The sequence below is a fragment of the Mesorhizobium sp. Pch-S genome, assembly GCF_004136315.1.
Taxonomy (GTDB): domain Bacteria; phylum Pseudomonadota; class Alphaproteobacteria; order Rhizobiales; family Rhizobiaceae; genus Mesorhizobium.
Genome location: NZ_CP029562.1, coordinates 2,732,882 through 2,750,255 on the forward strand (window position 1 = coordinate 2,732,882; position 17,374 = coordinate 2,750,255).

At 62.5% G+C, this 17,374-nt stretch carries 15 protein-coding genes; 10 read left to right on the forward strand and 5 right to left on the reverse strand.

What is annotated here, in order from left to right; all coding sequences use genetic code 11:
• The first annotated feature begins 27 nt into the window (after window positions 1-27).
• Window positions 28-1,437 (forward strand): TadE/TadG family type IV pilus assembly protein, encoded by a 1,410-nt coding sequence (locus C1M53_RS12625; RefSeq protein ID WP_129412562.1) that lies wholly within the window; start codon window positions 28-30, stop codon window positions 1,435-1,437.
• Between the two features lie 289 nt (window positions 1,438-1,726).
• Here the strand turns inward: C1M53_RS12625 and C1M53_RS12630 are convergent, their stop codons facing one another.
• Window positions 1,727-2,302, reverse strand: a complete 576-nt coding sequence (locus C1M53_RS12630; RefSeq protein WP_129412563.1) for a DUF4865 family protein — start codon at window positions 2,300-2,302, stop codon at window positions 1,727-1,729.
• Between the two features lie 88 nt (window positions 2,303-2,390).
• Here C1M53_RS12630 and C1M53_RS12635 point away from each other — a divergent pair, with 88 nt between their 5' ends.
• Together C1M53_RS12635 and C1M53_RS12640 are read left to right on the forward strand one after the other, a co-directional pair.
• Complete coding sequence (locus C1M53_RS12635; protein ID WP_129412564.1) at window positions 2,391-3,257, forward strand: LysR substrate-binding domain-containing protein; 867 nt, start codon at window positions 2,391-2,393, stop codon at window positions 3,255-3,257.
• A gap of 82 nt (window positions 3,258-3,339) precedes the next feature.
• Window positions 3,340-3,594, forward strand: coding sequence for an amphi-Trp domain-containing protein (locus C1M53_RS12640; RefSeq protein ID WP_129412565.1), 255 nt, complete (start codon window positions 3,340-3,342; stop codon window positions 3,592-3,594).
• Between the two features lie 17 nt (window positions 3,595-3,611).
• Here the strand turns inward: C1M53_RS12640 and acs are convergent, their stop codons facing one another.
• On the reverse strand, window positions 3,612-5,567 hold the full coding sequence (acs, locus tag C1M53_RS12645; RefSeq protein WP_129412566.1) for an acetate--CoA ligase: 1,956 nt from the start codon (window positions 5,565-5,567) through the stop codon (window positions 3,612-3,614).
• Window positions 5,568-5,854: 287 nt separating this feature from the next.
• Between acs and C1M53_RS12650 the strand changes: the two genes are divergently transcribed.
• Together C1M53_RS12650 and C1M53_RS12655 are read left to right on the forward strand one after the other, a co-directional pair.
• A complete protein-coding gene (locus C1M53_RS12650; RefSeq protein WP_129412567.1) occupies window positions 5,855-6,127 on the forward strand; it encodes an aspartate-semialdehyde dehydrogenase in 273 nt (90 codons plus the stop codon).
• A 292-nt stretch (window positions 6,128-6,419) separates the two neighbouring features.
• Window positions 6,420-7,514, forward strand: coding sequence for a branched-chain amino acid ABC transporter substrate-binding protein (locus C1M53_RS12655; RefSeq protein ID WP_129416149.1), 1,095 nt, complete (start codon window positions 6,420-6,422; stop codon window positions 7,512-7,514).
• Between the two features lie 76 nt (window positions 7,515-7,590).
• On the opposite strand, the gene C1M53_RS12660 is transcribed toward C1M53_RS12655, so the two are convergent.
• A complete protein-coding gene (locus C1M53_RS12660; RefSeq protein ID WP_129412568.1) occupies window positions 7,591-8,253 on the reverse strand; it encodes a YggS family pyridoxal phosphate-dependent enzyme in 663 nt (220 codons plus the stop codon).
• Window positions 8,254-8,406: 153 nt separating this feature from the next.
• Here C1M53_RS12660 and leuS point away from each other — a divergent pair, with 153 nt between their 5' ends.
• From leuS to C1M53_RS12675, 3 genes are read left to right on the forward strand one after another with little or no spacing between them, the layout of a single operon-like run.
• Window positions 8,407-11,046: a leucine--tRNA ligase gene (leuS, locus tag C1M53_RS12665; protein ID WP_129412569.1), complete on the forward strand. Its 2,640-nt coding sequence runs from the start codon at window positions 8,407-8,409 to the stop codon at window positions 11,044-11,046.
• Complete coding sequence (gene lptE / locus C1M53_RS12670; RefSeq protein ID WP_129412570.1) at window positions 11,033-11,608, forward strand: LPS assembly lipoprotein LptE; 576 nt, start codon at window positions 11,033-11,035, stop codon at window positions 11,606-11,608. Before leuS ends, lptE begins: the two co-directional genes overlap by 14 nt.
• Window positions 11,609-11,634: 26 nt before the next feature.
• Window positions 11,635-12,762 carry an AAA family ATPase gene (locus C1M53_RS12675; RefSeq protein WP_129412571.1) on the forward strand — a complete coding sequence of 376 codons (1,128 nt, stop codon included), beginning with the start codon at window positions 11,635-11,637 and terminating at the stop codon, window positions 12,760-12,762.
• Window positions 12,763-12,795: 33 nt separating this feature from the next.
• Here C1M53_RS12675 and C1M53_RS12680 read toward each other — a convergent pair whose 3' ends face one another.
• Window positions 12,796-13,695, reverse strand: coding sequence for a DMT family transporter (locus C1M53_RS12680; RefSeq protein WP_129412572.1), 900 nt, complete (start codon window positions 13,693-13,695; stop codon window positions 12,796-12,798).
• A gap of 133 nt (window positions 13,696-13,828) precedes the next feature.
• Between C1M53_RS12680 and C1M53_RS12685 the strand changes: the two genes are divergently transcribed.
• Entirely contained in the window at window positions 13,829-14,266 is a 438-nt protein-coding gene (locus C1M53_RS12685) for an Lrp/AsnC family transcriptional regulator (protein ID WP_129412573.1), read from the forward strand.
• A gap of 160 nt (window positions 14,267-14,426) precedes the next feature.
• Here the strand turns inward: C1M53_RS12685 and fsa are convergent, their stop codons facing one another.
• Window positions 14,427-15,080 (reverse strand): fructose-6-phosphate aldolase, encoded by a 654-nt coding sequence (gene fsa / locus C1M53_RS12690; RefSeq protein ID WP_129411694.1) that lies wholly within the window; start codon window positions 15,078-15,080, stop codon window positions 14,427-14,429.
• A gap of 103 nt (window positions 15,081-15,183) precedes the next feature.
• Between fsa and C1M53_RS12695 the strand changes: the two genes are divergently transcribed.
• Window positions 15,184-17,367, forward strand: a complete 2,184-nt coding sequence (locus tag C1M53_RS12695; RefSeq protein ID WP_129412574.1) for a primosomal protein N' — start codon at window positions 15,184-15,186, stop codon at window positions 17,365-17,367.
• The last annotated feature ends 7 nt before the right edge of the window (window positions 17,368-17,374 follow it).

Genomic DNA, 17,374 nt, shown 5'->3' on the forward strand with positions numbered 1-17,374 from the left:
TACGGGTTCCGCGGGCGGGGAAGGGCGATGATGTTTTTCGGCAGGCTTCGGCAGCTGGTCGGCAGGTTCGGCAAGAACCGCGACGGCAATTTCATGGTCATGGCGGGCGTCGTGCTGGGTGTACTGGCGTTGGCCGTGGGCTTTGCGGTGGATATCGGCCAGATGATGAATGCCCGCTCGGCGCTGGGCAACGCCATCGATGCAGCGGTGACCTCGACGGCACGCGATCTGACTACCGGGACTGCCACCGAGGCTGAGGCGACCAAGATCATCAAGGTCTACCTGGACGCCAATAGCAGCGGCGGCATTTTGAGCGCCAACCAGATCGTGATCGACAAGGTAACGCTGGACCGCACGCAATACACGCTTCAGGTTTCGGCCTATGTCGACGTACCGCTCTTCTTTCCGTTGTTCGGTACGGAAAAGACGCGGCGAGTGTCGCAAACGGGAGCTGCCGTCTATTCGTTCCGCCAGCTTGAGATTGCGATGATGCTCGACCTGACTGGGTCGATGAAAAGCGGGACAAAGGTCCAGGATCTCAAGAATGCCGCAAAAGATGCAGTCGACACTATTTTCAAGGATCAAAGCCCTAGTCGCCCTCGGGTGCGAGTGGCGCTTATACCTTATGCAAATGCGGTGAATGTCGGCAGCAGCCTGGCCGCGAGTTCCGTTTTCATTGAAACCAAGGATAGTGAACGCAAGCAGGCGCCGGGCAACACCACACCGCGGCTGCCGTCGAATTCGAGCAACGGCACGAACAACAAATACAACTGCGCCACCGAGCGTAAAGGCGATTACCAATATACTGACGATGGCCCCGAAAGCAGCATGGTCAATCGGGATCTATTCATAACGACTTTCTCGGACGGATCTGCCGGCTTCTCTGCTACTGTCATGTGCCCTAAAGCGGAAATAATGCCGCTCACGTCGGATGCTCAGGCGCTTAAGTCCCGGATCGATGCATTTGAATTTGAGGGCGGCACGGCCGGTCATATCGGCGTGCAATGGAGCTGGTATCTGCTCTCGCCGAACTGGGCGGGAGCGCTCCCCGAGGCGCAACGTCCAATGGACTATGACAGTACCAAGATAGGCAAGTATGCGATCCTGATGACGGACGGCCTGTTCAATCTTTCCTATTTCGACGCTTCCACCGACAGAGGTGTGTACAAGGATGGCAAGGCTCCGCCACGTGACGCGGCCATCAAGCTGTGCGAAGGCATGCGTGCCAAGGGCATCGAAATCTACACCATCGGGTTCGATCTTTATAACCGCGATATCAGTGCAGATTCACGGGCCAAGGCGATTGATCTGTTACAGAAATGCGCCAGCCCCGACAGTGGCGGGAAGCATTTCTTTGACGCCTCCACGGGACCGGAACTGAAGGCTGCGTTCGACAAGATCGCCAGGAACTTGAACAGACTGGCTCTGACGAAATAACCGGCCTGCCAAGCGGTTCAAACGGAAACGGAAAAGGCCGCCACATCTTGCGATGGGCGGCCTTCCGTGGCTTTCGTCCAGGCGCGGCCCGTGGTCACGATCCCTTCGGACCGTGCACCGCGCGTCTCGCGCTTCAGCGGAGAGGCTGCTCTCCGTGAAGGCGATCCGCCGGGATCACGCTCTGGAAAACGAAATCACTCGACATCGGATCACCTCCTTTCAGTTCGTTGAACACGCCAACAAAGTGGGGTGTTTTCCGCCCAAGCGCAAGTGCAGGACCGCAACAGTTTCATGCTGCCGCGAAAAGCGCTGGAATTCCGGGCTTTGCCAGATGCAGGATGTCGTAGGCGGAACCATGTTCGGGTGTGGTCGCTGCCTCCGCGGAAAGCCGGAAACGCGAGAGACGCCAGTTGGCCAGGTCGATCGCCGTTACCGCGGCATAGATGCCCGCCTGTTTGACGAGCGCGGTGTTGTGTTCGTTCTCGCTGCGTTTCAGCGCCGCGAAATTCGCAGCCGGATCGATCAGGACGTCTTCGCGATAGACGGAGCGTGCGCCTGTCGCCGATCCCAGATGCACATTGAGCGGCAGCCAGGTTTCGATCGCGGGACGACCAAAGCCATCGATCACTTTCTGGAAGCGCTCGCCGGTGATGAAATCGCTGGCAGCTTCGTCATCCAGCCAGAGATAAAGCGACGAATAGGCATTGTTCAAGGCGCCGTTCTCGCCGCGCCGCTGCGCAACGAATGCCTTGAAGCCGAGGCCGGGCGTGTCGTCCCAATCGGGACCAAGACTGGCCGCCCGGCTGGCGATCTTGTTCATATCGTAGTCGGCGGGGAGGCGGTGGATGTACTGCATCATCAACATGGCTGGGCTCCTTGATTTCGACGTAGCTTGCCATCGCCCTTTCATTGTGAAAACATATCTATGAATATATCAGTCATAATGTTTGAACATGAATGACCCGACGCGAACACTCGATATCGATACAGTCCAGGCCTTCGTACTGGTAGCGGATCTTGCCTCTTTCACGCGCGCAGCGGAGGTGCTCGACACATCGCAGGCAACGGTCAGCCTCAAGCTGAAACGGCTGGAGACCCGCCTCGATGCCCGCCTGCTGGAGCGTACGCCCCGTCATGTTCGGCTGACCGCGCAGGGCGAACGTTTCCTGCCGGCGGCGCGCAACCTGCTCGAAGCGCATGAGCGTGCGCTTTCCGGCATCCAGGCAGCCGCACCCAGTCGCCTCACGCTCGGCATAAGCGATCATGTCGCCGGGCCGGAGCTGCCGCTGCTGCTTGCGAGGCTGAATGCATATGATCCGTCGCTGGTGGTGGAGGTTCGGATTGCTTCTTCGCGTGATGTCGTGACCCGTTACGGGCACGGCGAACTGGATGCGGTGATCGCGCGGCGCGGCGACGACAACGCCGACGGCGAGATCCTGTTTCGAGAGCCATTCCGCTGGTTCGCATCACCCTCGTTCCAGCACCGGCCCGGTGAACCGCTCAGGTTGGCGGCGTTGTCTGCGCCCTGCGGCATCCGTGCGCTCGCCATCGACGCTCTCGACGAGGCGGGGCTGCCCTGGACCGAAGCATTCGTCGGAGGTGGTGTCCTTGCATTGGGCGCTGCGGTGAGTGCTGGTCTGGCCGTAGCCGCACTTGCCCAAAGGGTCGCACCTGCGGGTGCCGTGGATGTGGGTAAAAGTCTTGGGCTGCCGCCCTTGCCGGGGCAGGACATCGTGCTGATGACACGTCCCGGCCGGCGCGATGCACGCGAGGTTCTCAAGGTTCTAGCCGCCGCTTTCCGGAGTGCTGCGGGACGGTGACGAGCCCTTGCGGCGACTGCTGTGTGGTTCATCTGGCAGCCATCCTGATCGGGTAAGGAGGTGGGGCTGACGGAGAACCGAAATGAGCCACCGCGTCGACCGCGATATCGACAAGATCTATCCGAGACAGGAATTCGTCGCCAAGCTGCGCCGACTGGCAGATGCGCTCGAAACCGAGAAACGGTTCGAGATCAGCATCGGCGGTGAGAGAATCCGCGTTCCCGCCGGGGCGGTGGCAAGCATCGAACACGAACGCGGCGGAGACGAAGAAGAGATCGAATTCCAGCTTCGCTGGCGCAATGAGGCTGCCGGAGACGAAAATGCCTCCGGCAGGTAGTCCATCGCCAGGATGCCTCAGGCCTTCTTGTTCTGCCGGTTGCTGACGAGATCGTCGACGACGGCAGGATCGGCCAGCGTCGAGGTGTCGCCAAGCGCGCCGAAATCGTCTTCGGCGATCTTGCGCAGGATCCGGCGCATGATCTTGCCGGACCGCGTCTTGGGCAGGCCCGGCGCGAACTGGATCTTGTCGGGCGAGGCGATCGCGCCGATCTCCTTGCGCACATGCGCGATCAGTTCCTTGCGCAGGTCCTCCGTCGGCTCCACACCCGCCATCAGCGTGACATAGGAGTAGATGCCCTGCCCCTTGATGTCATGCGGGTAGCCGACGACAGCCGCTTCCGAAACCTTGTCATGGGCGACGAGTGCCGATTCCACCTCGGCTGTGCCCATGCGGTGGCCCGACACGTTGATGACGTCGTCGACGCGCCCGGTGATCCAGTAGTAGCCGTCCTCGTCGCGACGGCAGCCATCGCCGGTGAAATATTTGCCCTTGTAGGTCGAGAAGTAGGTCTGCACGAAGCGCTCATGGTCGCCATAGACGGTGCGCATCTGACCCGGCCAGGAATCGGTGATGCACAGATTGCCGTCTGCTGCACCCTCCAGCACCTTGCCGTCATTGTCGACCAGTTGCGGTTTGACGCCGAAGAACGGCCGCGTCGCCGAACCGGCCTTGAGGTCGGTCGCGCCAGGCAGCGGCGTGATCAGGATGCCGCCGGTCTCGGTCTGCCACCAGGTGTCGACGATCGGCACCTTCTTTTCGCCGACGACGTTGAAGTACCATTCCCAAGCCTCCGGATTGATCGGCTCGCCGACCGAACCCAGGACGCGCAGGCTCTTGCGCGAGGTCTTCTTCACCGGTGCCTCGCCGGCACCCATCAGCGCGCGGATGGCGGTCGGAGCGGTGTAGAAGATGTTGACGTTGTGCTTGTCGACCACCTCCCAGAAGCGCGATACCGACGGATAGTTCGGCACACCCTCGAACATCAGCGTGGTGGCCCCGTTGGCGAGCGGGCCGTAGAGGATGTAGCTGTGGCCCGTCACCCAGCCGACATCGGCCGTGCACCAGTAGATGTCGCCATCGTGGTAATCGAAGACATACTGGTGCGTCATCGAAGCATAGACGAGATAGCCGCCGGTAGTGTGCAGCACGCCCTTCGGCTTGCCGGTCGAGCCTGAGGTATAGAGGATGAACAGCGGATCCTCCGCCTTCATCTTCTCCGGCTTGCATTCGGCCTTAACCGTCCTGACCTCGTCGTGATACCAGAGGTCGCGCCCTTCGACCCAGCCGATCTTGCCGCCGGTGCGGCGCACCACGACCACGGATTTCACCGCGGTCTTCTGCTTGGCGGCGATCTCGATCGCCTTGTCGGTGTTTTCCTTCAGCGGAATGCTCTTGCCGCCGCGCAGGCCCTCGTCGGCCGTGATGACGAAGGTCGAGGCGGCGTCGACGATGCGGCCGGCCAGCGCATCCGGCGAGAAGCCGCCGAACACCACAGAGTGGACCGCGCCGATGCGGGTGCAGGCCAGCATCGCATAGGCGGCTTCCGGGATCATCGGCATGTAGATGGTGACGCGGTCGCCCTTCTTGACGCCGTGTTTCTTCATCACATTGGCGAGCCGGCTGACATGTTCATGCAGCTCGTTGTAGGTGATCTTCTTGTCGTCGTAGGGATTGTCACCTTCCCAGATGATCGCGACCTGGTCACCGCGTTTCTTCAGGTGGCGATCGATGCAGTTGTGCGAGACGTTCAACTGTCCGTCTTCGAACCACTTGATCGACACCTTTCCGTCGAACGAGGTGTTCTTGACCTTGGTGTAGGGCTTGAACCAGTCGAGGCGCTTGCCGTGCTTGCCCCAGAATTTGTCCGGGTTCTTCACGCTCTCCGCGTACCACTTCACATACGTTTCGTTGTCGATCAGCGCATGCTTTTTCCATGCTGGTTGAACGCGGTGGACCTTCGCCTCGGTCATGTCTTGGTCTTCCTCCTGAGATCGGCCGCCGGTTGGCGGTACTGCGGCCTGCGGGCCGCGAAATCGCGGGCATTATTATCAGTTCGGACGTTACGGCAATATTAGACATTGGGTTTGCCCGTCCGTAACAGAAAATTGCGCGCGGCCGCACACGGTTAGGTCGAACCCTGAGGGCGGCTCGCACGTTTAAAGACATGGTTAACGTTCGAGGCGCACAGTTTTTCCGGGAGGACCGGCAAGGGCTTGTTGAAGCTCAACACACCCGAGATCGACTTGCGAGGGCTGCCATGCGCGACCATTCCGAACTGGAACTGCTGCTCAAGGGCTACGGGCTGACGACGGCCCGCATCCTCTACCACTATCCCGACCACCCGCACCTGCTGCAGACCTACATCTGGCAGGACTACGACATCGCTCCCAAATTCCCGATACTGGGTGCCTTCATCTCCTTCTGGCGCGAGAAGCTCGAAGGTCCGCTGCACTCGGTGTGCTTCACGCACCAGAAGCTGATTTCGGCGAATGAATGGCGCAAGGTCGACGGCGAGATCTTGCTGCACTGATCGACCGTGAGGCTTGCCGCGACAACTGCGGCGGGACAAGGAAGGCCATCATGATCAGCGGCGGGATTTCGACCGCCGCTTGACGGAAGCGAATTATTGCACCGTCTGACGGATCGGCGAGACCGCAGGTCGACGTTCATTCTGGCCCAAAAGCTCATCTCCTTATCGGCTCTGGCTGATTGCAAAAGCCACGGCACGCGGCTAAGCGCGGACCAGGCTTTCGGTCGAACCCGAAGCTGCACTTACGCTCTTAGAGGTTCGCTTGAGGAGGATTCCCGTGAATACGAAGAAACTGCTGACCGGCGTTGCATTCGCCGCTTCCGTGCTGGTTGCGGCTACCGCTGCCCGCGCCGACATCGTCATCGGCCTTGTCGCGCCGCTGACCGGTCCTGTCGCCGCCTATGGTGACCAGGTCAAGAACGGCGCCGAAGCTGCCGTTGAAGTCATCAACAAGGATGGCGGCATCAAGGGTGAGAAAGTCGTGCTGAAGCTCGCCGACGACGCCGGCGATCCGAAGCAGGGCGTTTCCGCTGCCAACCAGCTGGTCGGGGAAGGCGTGAAGTTCGTCGTCGGTCCGGTCACCTCTGGTGTCGCCATGGCGGCTTCCGACGTGTTTGCCGAGAACGGCGTGCTGATGGTGACGCCGACCGCAACCTCGCCGGATCTGACCAACCGGGGTCTTACCAACGTGCTGCGCACCTGCGGTCGTGACGACCAGCAGGCGGAAGTGGCTGCAGCCTATGTGGTCAAGAATTTGAAGGACAAGAAGGTTGCCATCGTCGATGACAAGGGCACCTACGGCAAGGGTCTGGCCGACTCCTTCAAGAAGGCGATCAATGCCGGCGGCATCAAGGAAGTCAGCCACAACTCGCTGACCCCTGGCGAAAAGGATCTCTCGGCCCTGGTGACGCGCCTGAAGTCGGACGGCGCCGAAGTGATCTATTTCGGCGGCTACCATCCTGAGGGCGGCCTGCTTGCCCGCCAGCTCGCTGACGCCGGCGTCAAGGCGCTGATCATCGGCGGCGAAGGCCTGTCCAACACCGAGTACTGGGCGATCGGTAACCAGGCCGCCGCCGGCACGCTGTTCACCAACGCGACCGACGCGCTGAAGAACCCGGACTCGGCTCAGGCGGTCGAAGCGCTCAAGGCCAAGGGCATCCCGGCCGAAGCCTTCACGCTCAACGCCTATGCCGCCGTCCAGGTGCTGAAGGCAGGTATCGAAAAGGCCGGCAAGGACGACCCGGCAGCTGTCGGCACCGCGCTCAAGGGTGGTGAAGCCATCCCGACTGCCATCGGCAAGTTGACCTATGGCGAGACCGGCGACCTGACCAGCCCGAGCTTCTCGCTGTTCAAGTGGGAAGACGGCAAGATCGTCGCGGCCGAGTAAGGCCGCCAGACTGTTGAAGCAGAAAGGCCGGGAGGTTTCCCGGCCTTTCTTTTTTTGATTTGGCGGGAGAGCGGCCCTATCGGTGACCGAAAATGGCCGAACCAACCCGCACCGAACTGGCACCGAATGCCACGGCCAGTTCGTAGTCGCCCGACATGCCCATCGACAGTTTCTCGACGCCGGCCTCGCGGGCGAGTTTTTCAAGCAGGGCAAAGTGGGGGCCGGGGTTTTCTTCCGCCGGGGGAATGCACATCAGCCCCTCGATCGCGAGGCCGTGCTCGTTGCGGCAGCGGACGACGAAGGCCACGGCATCTTTCGGCTCGATACCGGCTTTCTGGGGTTCCGAGCCGGTGTTGACCTGCACATAGAGCTTTGGCGCCTTGCCTTGCCGGGCGATTTCCTTTGCCAGTTCGGACGCGATCTTTTCACGGTCGACAGTCTCGATCACGTCGAACAGCGCGACTGCCTCCTTGGCCTTGTTGGATTGCAGCGGTCCGATCAGGTGCAGCTCGATGCCGGGAAACTCCCCGCGCAGCGCGGGCCACTTGCCCTGCGCTTCCTGCACGCGGTTTTCGCCGAAAACACGCTGGCCCGCGGCAAGCACAGGCCGGATGGCGTCGCCGTCGAAGGTCTTTGAAACCGCGACGAGGGTCACGGCCCCCGCCGGCCGGTTTGCCTCGCTTTCGGCTGCCGCGATTCTCGCCCTGACCGTTTCGAGTTGCTGAACCGCGTCACTCATGTGCCAACCTGTCCTGATCCTGCTGTTTTTGCCGGGCCTCGAGACCCATATGGTTGACGGGTCCCCGAAAGCATGGTGAAGACCCCGACCATGTCCTTGAACTGCCGGACCAACCGGCGGTTTCCCGCATGCTTTGTAAGTGAAAAACCGGCCATGGCAACCGAACGATACAATCCTCGCGCAGCAGAGCCCAAGTGGCAGAAGGCATGGGACGAGGCCAAACTCTTCGAGACGAAGAACGACGATCCACGGCCGAAATATTATGTGCTCGAGATGTTTCCCTATCCTTCGGGGCGCATCCACATGGGCCACGTGCGCAACTATACGATGGGTGACGTCGTGGCGCGCTGGCGCCGCGCCATGGGCTACAACGTCCTGCATCCGATGGGCTGGGACGCGTTCGGTCTGCCGGCGGAGAACGCTGCGCGCGACAACAAGGTCAATCCGCGCGACTGGACCTACAAGAACATCGAGACGATGAAGGGCCAGCTGAAGACCATGGGCCTGTCGCTGGACTGGGCGCGCGAGATCGCGACCTGCGACCCCAGCTACTACAAGCACCAGCAGAAGATCTTCCTGGATTTCTGGAAGTCGGGTCTCGTTGAGCGCAAGTCGGCCAAGGTCAACTGGGATCCGGTCGACATGACCGTGCTGGCCAACGAACAGGTCATCGACGGGCGCGGCTGGCGTTCCGGTGCGCCGGTGGAGCAGCGCGACCTGACGCAATGGTTCTTCAAGATCACCTCGATGAGCCAGGACCTGCTCGACAGCCTGGACACGCTGGACAAGTGGCCTGAAAAGGTCCGCGTCATGCAGGCCAACTGGATCGGCCGTTCCGAAGGCCTGCTGGTCCGCTGGGCGCTGGCCAATCCGCCTGCCGGCGAAACCGAGGTGGAAGTCTATACGACACGTCCGGACACGATCTTCGGTGCGTCGTTCCTGGCGATCGCCGCCGACCATCCTCTGGCGAGGAAGGTCGCCGCGGGCAATCCCGAACTCGCCGCCTTCATCGAGGACGTGCGCCACATGGGCACGTCGGCGGCGGCGCTCGAAACGGCCGAGAAAAGAGGTTTCGATACAGGCCTGCGCGTCGTCCATCCGTTCGACGAGAACTGGACGCTGCCGGTCTATGTCGCCAATTTCGTGCTGATGGACTATGGCACCGGCGCGATCTTCGGCTGCCCGGGCCACGACCAGCGCGACCTCGACTTCGCCAACAAATATGGCCTGCCGGTCATTCCGGTGGTGCTGCCGGACGGCGTCGATGCCGCCGGATTCCACGTCACGGAAGAGGCCTTTGTCGATGATGGCGCGATGATCAACTCGCGCTTCCTCGACGGCATGCGTTTCAAGGAAGCCTTCGACGAGGTGGCGACCAGATTGGCTGACGTGACGATCGGCAACCGGCCGCAGGCCGAACGCAAGGTGCAGTTCCGTCTGCGCGACTGGCTGATCTCGCGTCAGCGCTACTGGGGTTGTCCGATCCCGGTCATCCATTGCGAAACCTGCGGCGCCGTGCCGGTGCCGGCAAAGGATCTGCCGGTCGAGTTGCCGACCGATGTCACTTTCGACAAGCCTGGCAATCCGCTCGACCATCATCCGACCTGGAAACATGTCGGGTGCCCGCAATGCGGCAAGCCAGCTCGTCGCGACACCGACACGATGGACACCTTCGTCGATTCGTCCTGGTATTTCGCCCGCTTCACCGATCCGTGGAACGACAAGGCGCCAACGACGCTCGAGTATGTCGACGGCAAGAACGGCTGGCTGCCGGTCCGGCAGTACATCGGCGGCATCGAGCACGCGATCCTGCATCTGCTCTATTCGCGATTCTTCACGCGCGCCATGCAGGTCACCGGCCATCTCAACGAAGTGAAGGAGCCCTTCGAGGGCATGTTCACGCAGGGCATGGTGGTGCACGAGACCTATCGCGCCGGCACAGGCCCGAATGCGTATTGGGTGCAGCCCGTCGACGTGAACATCGTGGACGTCGACGGCAAGCGCAGCGCCACGCTGATTGCGGATGGCAGCCCGGTCGAGATCGGCGCCATCGAGAAGATGTCGAAGTCGAAGAAGAACGTTGTCGACCCGGACGACATTCTGGCGAGCTACGGTGCCGATACGGCACGCTGGTTCATGCTGTCGGATTCGCCGCCGGAACGCGACGTCATCTGGACCGAGGCTGGCGTCGAAGGCGCGCATCGTTTCGTGCAGCGCATCTGGCGGCTGGTGTCCGAGACCGCGCCTGCGCTGGCAGGCGTTGAAGCTTCGGCTGCACGTGATGGCTCGGCCGCAGCTGTTTCGAAGGCTGTCCACAAGACCGTGAAAGCCGTCGGCGAAGACATCGAACGGCTGTCCTTCAACAAGGCGGTGGCCCGTCTCTATGAACTGCTGAATACGATCCAGCCCGCTGCGACGGCCCTCGTCGAGGGCAAGGGCGATCCGGCAACCGCTGCGGCGTTGCGCGAGGCAGTCGAGGCGCTTGTCGTCATGATCGCGCCGATGATGCCGCATCTGGCGGAGGAATGCTGGTCCACTCTGGGCGGTGCGGGTTTTGTCGCGAATCAACCCTGGCCACGCTTCGATCCCGCACTGGTGGTCGACAACGATGTCGTCTATCCGATACAAATCAATGGCAAGAAGCGTGGTGATTTGACAATCGCCCGCGACGCAGACCAAGCTCAGGTCGAACAGGCCGTCATGGCCCTGGACTTCGTACAGAAGGCGCTCGAGGGCAAGGCGCCGCGCAAGGTGATCGTCGTGCCCCAGAGGATCGTCAATGTCGTTGCCTGACACTCGTAAGACAGCGGCTTCGTTCGCACGCCGCACGGCACTCTTCGGCCTGCTTGCCGGCGTTGCGCTGGTTTCGGCGTGCCAGGTGCGCCCACTCTATTCGAACCAGCCGCTGTCGACCGGTTCGACGGTGAGCGCGCGCGAAGAGCTGGCCTCGATCGCCGTGAAGCCGGTCTCGTCGCGTTACGCCCAGCAGGTTCGCAACAACCTGATCTTCGCGCTGACCGGAGGAGGCGAGCGTCCGAGCGCACCCGCCTATTCTCTGGCACTCAACGTCACCGAATCGGTGATCTCCACGGCGAGCATCCAGGTTGCCAAGGATCAGGACCAGCCGACCGCCGGTACGGTCATCATGACGGCGGCCTATACGCTGACCGATGCCAAGACCGGCAAGTCCGTGGCCAACGGTCAACGTTCGATCTCTTCGTCCTTCGACAAGCCGGGCCAGGAATTCGCGTCCTATCGCGCACAGATCGATGCTGAAAACCGCGCGGCGCGCGAACTCGCTGAACTGTTGCATCTGGCGCTGGCCCAAGACCTCGCCAAGCCCGGCGCCAGGTAAGCGGCGCGCTGGCGAGCGGCGAAACCATGCGCCTGACGGGGCTGGTTGCTGAAGGGTACCGGTCGCTCAAATCGATCCGGCTCGAGCTTGGCCAGGTCGGACTGTTCGTCGGCGAGAACGGCGTCGGAAAATCCAACCTCTACCGCGCCCTGCAACTGATCAAGGCCGCCGGCGAAGGCACGCTTGCCCGCTCGATCGCCGGCGAAGGTGGCATGCAGTCAGCCCTGTGGTCCGGCACACGCCGTCTGGGTCGGCCCGTCCGTGTCATCCTGCAGGCGGATGTCGAGGATGACGAGACCGCGGCGCGTTTTTCCTATCGGGTGGAGATCGGTCTGCCGCCACCCGTTTCGGCGGGATTTGCCTTCGAACCTCACGTCAAGGAAGAGACCCTGACGGTCGAAGCCGGACGCCGGCCGGTGGAAATGATGAGCCGCAAGGGGCCTGCAGCCCACGCGCGCGACAGCGACGGCAGGCGTATCGAACACCCCGCGAAGCTGCTCAATTCGGAAACGGCGCTGGCAGCGCTCGGCGCATCCGGCCGCTATCCGGAAACCGGGGATCTGCGGGCGGCGGTTTCGGGCTGGCGCTTCTATCACGGTTTTCGGACCGACGCCGATTCGCCCGCGCGGAAACCGTCGCTGGCAATCACCTCGACGCTGCTGGACGAGGATGGTGGCAACCTTGCTGCCGTGTTCGCAACGCTCGCCCATATCAGGCAGGACACCGTCGATCTCGATCGTGCGCTGGCCGATGCGCTGGGAGCAAAGCTGGAAGTGCCGGAGCCGGGCGAAACCGCCACCTTCGGCTTGCGTCTTCCGGATTTCCCGCAGCGCCTGTTTCGGCCGCAGGAACTTTCGGACGGGCAGATCCGCTTCCTGGCGCTTGCCGGCGCGCTGATGTCGTATCGCCTGCCGGGGCTGATCGCACTCAACGAGCCGGAAGCCAGCCTGCATCCGCGCATGTTGCCTGCACTGGCCGACATGATCGCCAAGGCCGCTGAGCGGACCCAGCTCTGGGTGGTGACGCATTCGCGCGAACTGGCGGATCTGATTGCCGACCGCACCGGCGCGAGAGCGCTCACCGTGGTGCGGCTGGACGGGGCGACGACGATTGAGGGCCTCAGGCTAACGGGCCAGATGTCGGATGACGACTAGGACGTTTCCGTTTAACGGAAACGCGGAAATGCTCTAGCGGGCCACGGGAATTCCGGTGCGCGGCTTGATCAGGTTCCAGCCCAGCGTCATTCCGGCGGCGGCAATCAGGATGGCGGCGGCGCCCACCAGTTGCAGCGGATGCAGCCGCTGCCCGAAGACCATGAAGTCCGCGACAATGGCTACGACGGGGTAGATGAAGGACAGTGCGCCGACGAGATTGGTGGGCAGTTTCTGGATTGCGCCGTAGAGCAGGATGTACATCAGGCCGGTGTGAACGACACCGACTGCGGCAAGCAGGGCCCAGGTTCGGGGTTCCGTCGGCAGGTTCGTCAGATTCGCGAACGGGACCAGCATCAGGATACCGACAGTGACCTGAATGAGCGCGATCAAATGTGGCGGGACGCCCTTGAGCTTCTTCGCGACGATCGCGGCTATCGCGTAGAAGAACGCTGCACCAAGCGCCAGCAGGATGCCGACCAGGTAGTTCGAACCGGTGTGGGCGGCGCTCGGCTTGGCTTGCACGATCAGCAGCATGCCTGCGAAAGCGATCGCAAGCCAGGTCAGTTTGGTCAGCGTCAGGCGTTCGCCGAACAGCAGCGCTCCCAGTGCCACCAGCATGAAGGGCTGGGTGTTGTAGACGGCCGTGGCAATCGAGATCGAGGCTCGCGGGAAGGCGGCGAACAGCAGCAGCCAGTTGGAGACGATGGCGATGCCGCCGATGACAGCATAGGCGATCTGTTGGCGAGAGATCACGTCGCGCCTGAACAGGCCGAGAGCGCCGCAGACGATCAGCAGCGTGACGGCGCCGAAGGCACAGCGCCAGAACACCACGTCCATCACCGGCTGTCCGGACAGGACGACAAACACGCCGATCGTTCCAGAGATCACCATGGCAGCGGTCATCTCGACCGTCCCGCGCGTGTTGTCCGACATGATGCGACCTTTCCTTCGTTCGTGACCGTTTTGTACGCCGTCGGAGGTTCGGAATATATGGATCAGGAAAGGTATTTGCGGAAGATCGCCTAATCCTGTAAGGTTCTTTGGATTAAAATCCTAAGGATATGCAATGTTGGACGATCTAGACCGGCGTATCGTCGAAATCCTGGTCGATGACGCGCGTATTTCGCTGAAGGAGCTGGCAGCCCGCGTGAACCTGTCGTCGCCGAGTGCGTCGGAGCGATTGCGGCGGCTGGAGGAGCGCGGCGTCATCCGCGCTTTCACGGTGGATGTCGATCCGGCCGCGCTCGGCTACACGCTGCAGGCGATCGTGCGTATCAAGCCGCTGCCGGGCAGGTTGCACCAGGTGCAGAAACTGGTCGAGGAAATTCCGGAATTCACCGAATGCGACAAGGTGACGGGGGATGACTGCTTCATCGGGCGGCTGCATATCCGCTCGATCAGCGACCTCGACCGGATCCTCGACAAGATCACCGACAAGGCCGAGACCAGCAGCGCCATCGTCAAGGCGCAGCCGGTGAAGCGTCGGCTGCCGCCGTTTGCCTGAACCGTTCCGGACAAAAAAGAACCGGCGCCGTAACGACGCCGGTTCTTTTTCTAGAGCGTTTCCGTTTTTCACGGAAACGCTCTAAGTTTTTGTTTTCGTCGCATTTTTGTAACGCCAAGTGATTCCACTTGGCTACAAAATGCTCTAGCGAAAGCTGAAATCAGCCGATCTTCTGGCCGGTCTTTGCCCAGTCGGCGAGGAACTGTTCAAGCCCCTTGTCGGTGAGCGGATGCTTGACCAGGGCCTTCAGCGTGGCCGGCGGGATGGTGGCGACGTCGGCGCCGATCAGGGCGGCGCGCTTGACGTGGTCCGGCGTGCGGATCGAGGCGGCCAGGATCTCGGTGTCGAAACCGTAATTGTCATAGACCTGACGGATCTCGGCGATCACTTCCATGCCGTCGAAGCCCATGTCGTCGAGACGACCGATGAAGGGCGAGATGAAGGTGGCGCCGGCCTTGGCGGCAAGCAGCGCCTGGTTGGCCGAGAAGCAGAGCGTGACGTTGACCATGCGGCCTTCGGCACGGATGGCGCGGCAGGCCTTGAGGCCGTCGAGGGTGAGCGGCACCTTGATGCAGACATTGTCGGCGATCCTGGCCAGCACCTTGGCTTCCTTCATCATGCCGTCGAAATCGGTGGCGGTGACTTCGGCCGAGACCGGACCCTCGACGATGTCGCAGATCTGCTTGGTGACCTCATCGATCTTGCCGCCGGATTTCAGGATCAGCGACGGGTTGGTGGTGACGCCATCGAGCAGGCCCAGCGCGTTGAGCTCCTGGATTTCCTTCACATCTGCGGTGTCGACGAAGAATTTCATGGTGGTCTCCTTGGGAGGGAATGAGGCACTGCGCTGTTGCAAGCGTTCTGGGGCTTGGCGTTGCTCTTTGCTCTAGACCAAAGTCGGGGCAAGGTCACGCGTCATGAAAGAAGATTCGCCCTTCACGACGGCTGCACCCGTCCTGGTGCCGATGCCGGCCGAACGAGCCTACACCTACGCGGTGCCGGAACGCATGCATGTCGTGCCAGGTTCCATCGTACGGGTGCCGCTCGGACCGAGGCTGGTGGCGGGGGTCGTATGGGATGGCGCGATCGAGCACGTCGACGCCAGGAAGCTGAGACCCATCGACCATGTCTTCGACTGTCCGCCGATCGATCACGACATGCGCCGTTTCGTCGACTGGATCGCGCAATACACGCTGACCCCGCCCGGCCTCGTTGCGCGCATGTTGTTGCGCGCGCCCGAGGCCTTCGATCCGGAACCCTGGATCGAAGGCCTGCAGCGTACCGCTGCGATCCCGGACCGGATCACCGCCGCGAGGTCTCGCGTCCTGGAAACCGCCGATGGCGGCCTGGCGTGGACGCGCTCGGGCCTGGCACATGCGGCCGGTGTTTCCTCGACCGTCATCGACGGCCTGAGGGCGCAGGGCGTGTTCGAGACGGTGATGATCCCGCCGCGTCCGGTTGTGGCGGCACCCGACCCGACCTATGCGCGGCCAGAGTTGACGCCCGATCAGGCGGCGGCAGCCGAGACCCTGCGCGCCGGGGCCGCCGCGGGGACCTTTGGCGTGACGCTGCTCGACGGCGTCACCGGATCGGGCAAGACGGAAGTCTATTTCGAAGCCGTGGCGACAGCGCTCGACAAAGGCAAGCAGGTGCTGATCCTGCTGCCGGAAATCGCGCTTACCCATGCTTTCCTCGAACGCTTCCAGACGCGCTTCGGAGCCAAGCCGGCGGAATGGCATTCCGACCTTGCGCCAAAAATGCGCGAGCGCGTGTGGCGGCAGGTCGCGGAAGGCACGGTGCGGGTGGTGGCCGGCGCGCGCTCGGCACTGTTCCTGCCGTTCAAGGAGCTTGGCCTTATCGTCGTCGACGAAGAGCACGACCCTGCCTACAAGCAGGAGGACCGGGTCTTCTACAATGCCCGCGACATGGCGGTGGTGCGCGGCCATATCGGCGCCTTCCCGATCGTGCTCGCGTCGGCCACGCCGTCGGTTGAAAGCCAGGTCAATGCCAATCAGGGCCGCTATGCCCGTGTCGACCTGCCCGCACGTTTCGCCGAAGCCGCCCTGCCGACCTTGCGCTCGATCGACATGCGCCGTGCGCCACCGGCGCGTGGCAATTTCCTGTCGCCGCTGCTTGTCGAGGCGATGACCAAGACCCTTGCCAGGGAAGAGCAGTCGCTGCTGTTCCTCAACCGGCGCGGTTACGCGCCGCTGACGCTGTGCCGGTCCTGCGGTCACCGTTTCGGCTGCCCGGTCTGTTCGGCGTGGCTGGTCGAGCATCGCTTTCGCGGGCAACTCGTCTGCCACCATTGCGGCCACAGCGAGAGGCGTCCCGATGCCTGTCCGGAGTGCGGCACCGTCGACCATCTGGTGGCGTGCGGTCCTGGCGTGGAACGCATCGCCGAGGAGGTGGTCGCCACTTTCCCGGATGCACGCACCATCGTGCTGTCCTCCGACCTTGTCGGCGGGGTGCGGCGACTGAGGCTCGAACTGGAGGCCATCGCGAAAGGCGAGGCTGATATCGTCATCGGCACGCAACTTGTCGCCAAGGGCCACAACTTCCCGAACATGACGCTGGTTGGCATCGTCGACGCCGACCTTGGCCTTGCCAATGGCGACCCGCGCGCGGCCGAGCGCACTTTCCAGCTTCTGTCTCAGGTAACGGGCCGGGCCGGCCGCACAGGCAAGAAGAGCCTTGGGCTGCTGCAGACCTACCAGCCGGACCACCCGGTCATGCGGGCGATCGTCTCGGGAGACGTCGGTGCTTTCTATGAGCGCGAGATCGCGGAGCGCGAGCGTGCTGCGCTACCGCCGTTCGGACGGCTCGCCGGTATCATCGTCAGCGCCGAGACGCGCCACGACGCAGAAGCGCATGCGCGCGGCTTGCGCCGGGCGGCACCGGATGCGTCGGATATCTTCGTGCTGGGGCCTGCGGAAGCGCCGTTGGCTCTGGTCGGTGGCCGTCACCGGTTTCGCCTGCTCGTGCATGGCGAGCGCCGTTCCGACATGCAGGGTTTCGTACGCCAGATGCTGGCCGAGGGACCGAAAGTGAGGGGATCGGTGCGGGTGAGTGTCGATATCGATCCGCAGAGCTTCCTGTGAAGTCCTT

Excerpts from the sequence above, each read along its gene's own strand:
- C1M53_RS12695 (WP_129412574.1), top strand. The coding sequence starts at position 15,184 with ATGAAAGAAGATTCGCCCTTCACGACGGCTGCACCCGTCCTGGTGCCG.
- lptE (WP_129412570.1), top strand. The coding sequence starts at position 11,033 with ATGTCGTTGCCTGACACTCGTAAGACAGCGGCTTCGTTCGCACGCCGC.
- C1M53_RS12680 (WP_129412572.1), bottom strand. The coding sequence starts at position 13,695 with ATGTCGGACAACACGCGCGGGACGGTCGAGATGACCGCTGCCATGGTG.
- C1M53_RS12640 (WP_129412565.1), top strand. The coding sequence starts at position 3,340 with ATGAGCCACCGCGTCGACCGCGATATCGACAAGATCTATCCGAGACAG.
- C1M53_RS12675 (WP_129412571.1), top strand. The coding sequence starts at position 11,635 with ATGCGCCTGACGGGGCTGGTTGCTGAAGGGTACCGGTCGCTCAAATCG.
- fsa (WP_129411694.1), bottom strand. The coding sequence starts at position 15,080 with ATGAAATTCTTCGTCGACACCGCAGATGTGAAGGAAATCCAGGAGCTC.
- C1M53_RS12630 (WP_129412563.1), bottom strand. The coding sequence starts at position 2,302 with ATGTTGATGATGCAGTACATCCACCGCCTCCCCGCCGACTACGATATG.
- acs (WP_129412566.1), bottom strand. The coding sequence starts at position 5,567 with ATGACCGAGGCGAAGGTCCACCGCGTTCAACCAGCATGGAAAAAGCAT.
- C1M53_RS12635 (WP_129412564.1), top strand. The coding sequence starts at position 2,391 with ATGAATGACCCGACGCGAACACTCGATATCGATACAGTCCAGGCCTTC.
- leuS (WP_129412569.1), top strand. The coding sequence starts at position 8,407 with ATGGCAACCGAACGATACAATCCTCGCGCAGCAGAGCCCAAGTGGCAG.
- C1M53_RS12625 (WP_129412562.1), top strand. The coding sequence starts at position 28 with ATGATGTTTTTCGGCAGGCTTCGGCAGCTGGTCGGCAGGTTCGGCAAG.
- C1M53_RS12650 (WP_129412567.1), top strand. The coding sequence starts at position 5,855 with ATGCGCGACCATTCCGAACTGGAACTGCTGCTCAAGGGCTACGGGCTG.
- C1M53_RS12685 (WP_129412573.1), top strand. The coding sequence starts at position 13,829 with ATGTTGGACGATCTAGACCGGCGTATCGTCGAAATCCTGGTCGATGAC.
- C1M53_RS12660 (WP_129412568.1), bottom strand. The coding sequence starts at position 8,253 with ATGAGTGACGCGGTTCAGCAACTCGAAACGGTCAGGGCGAGAATCGCG.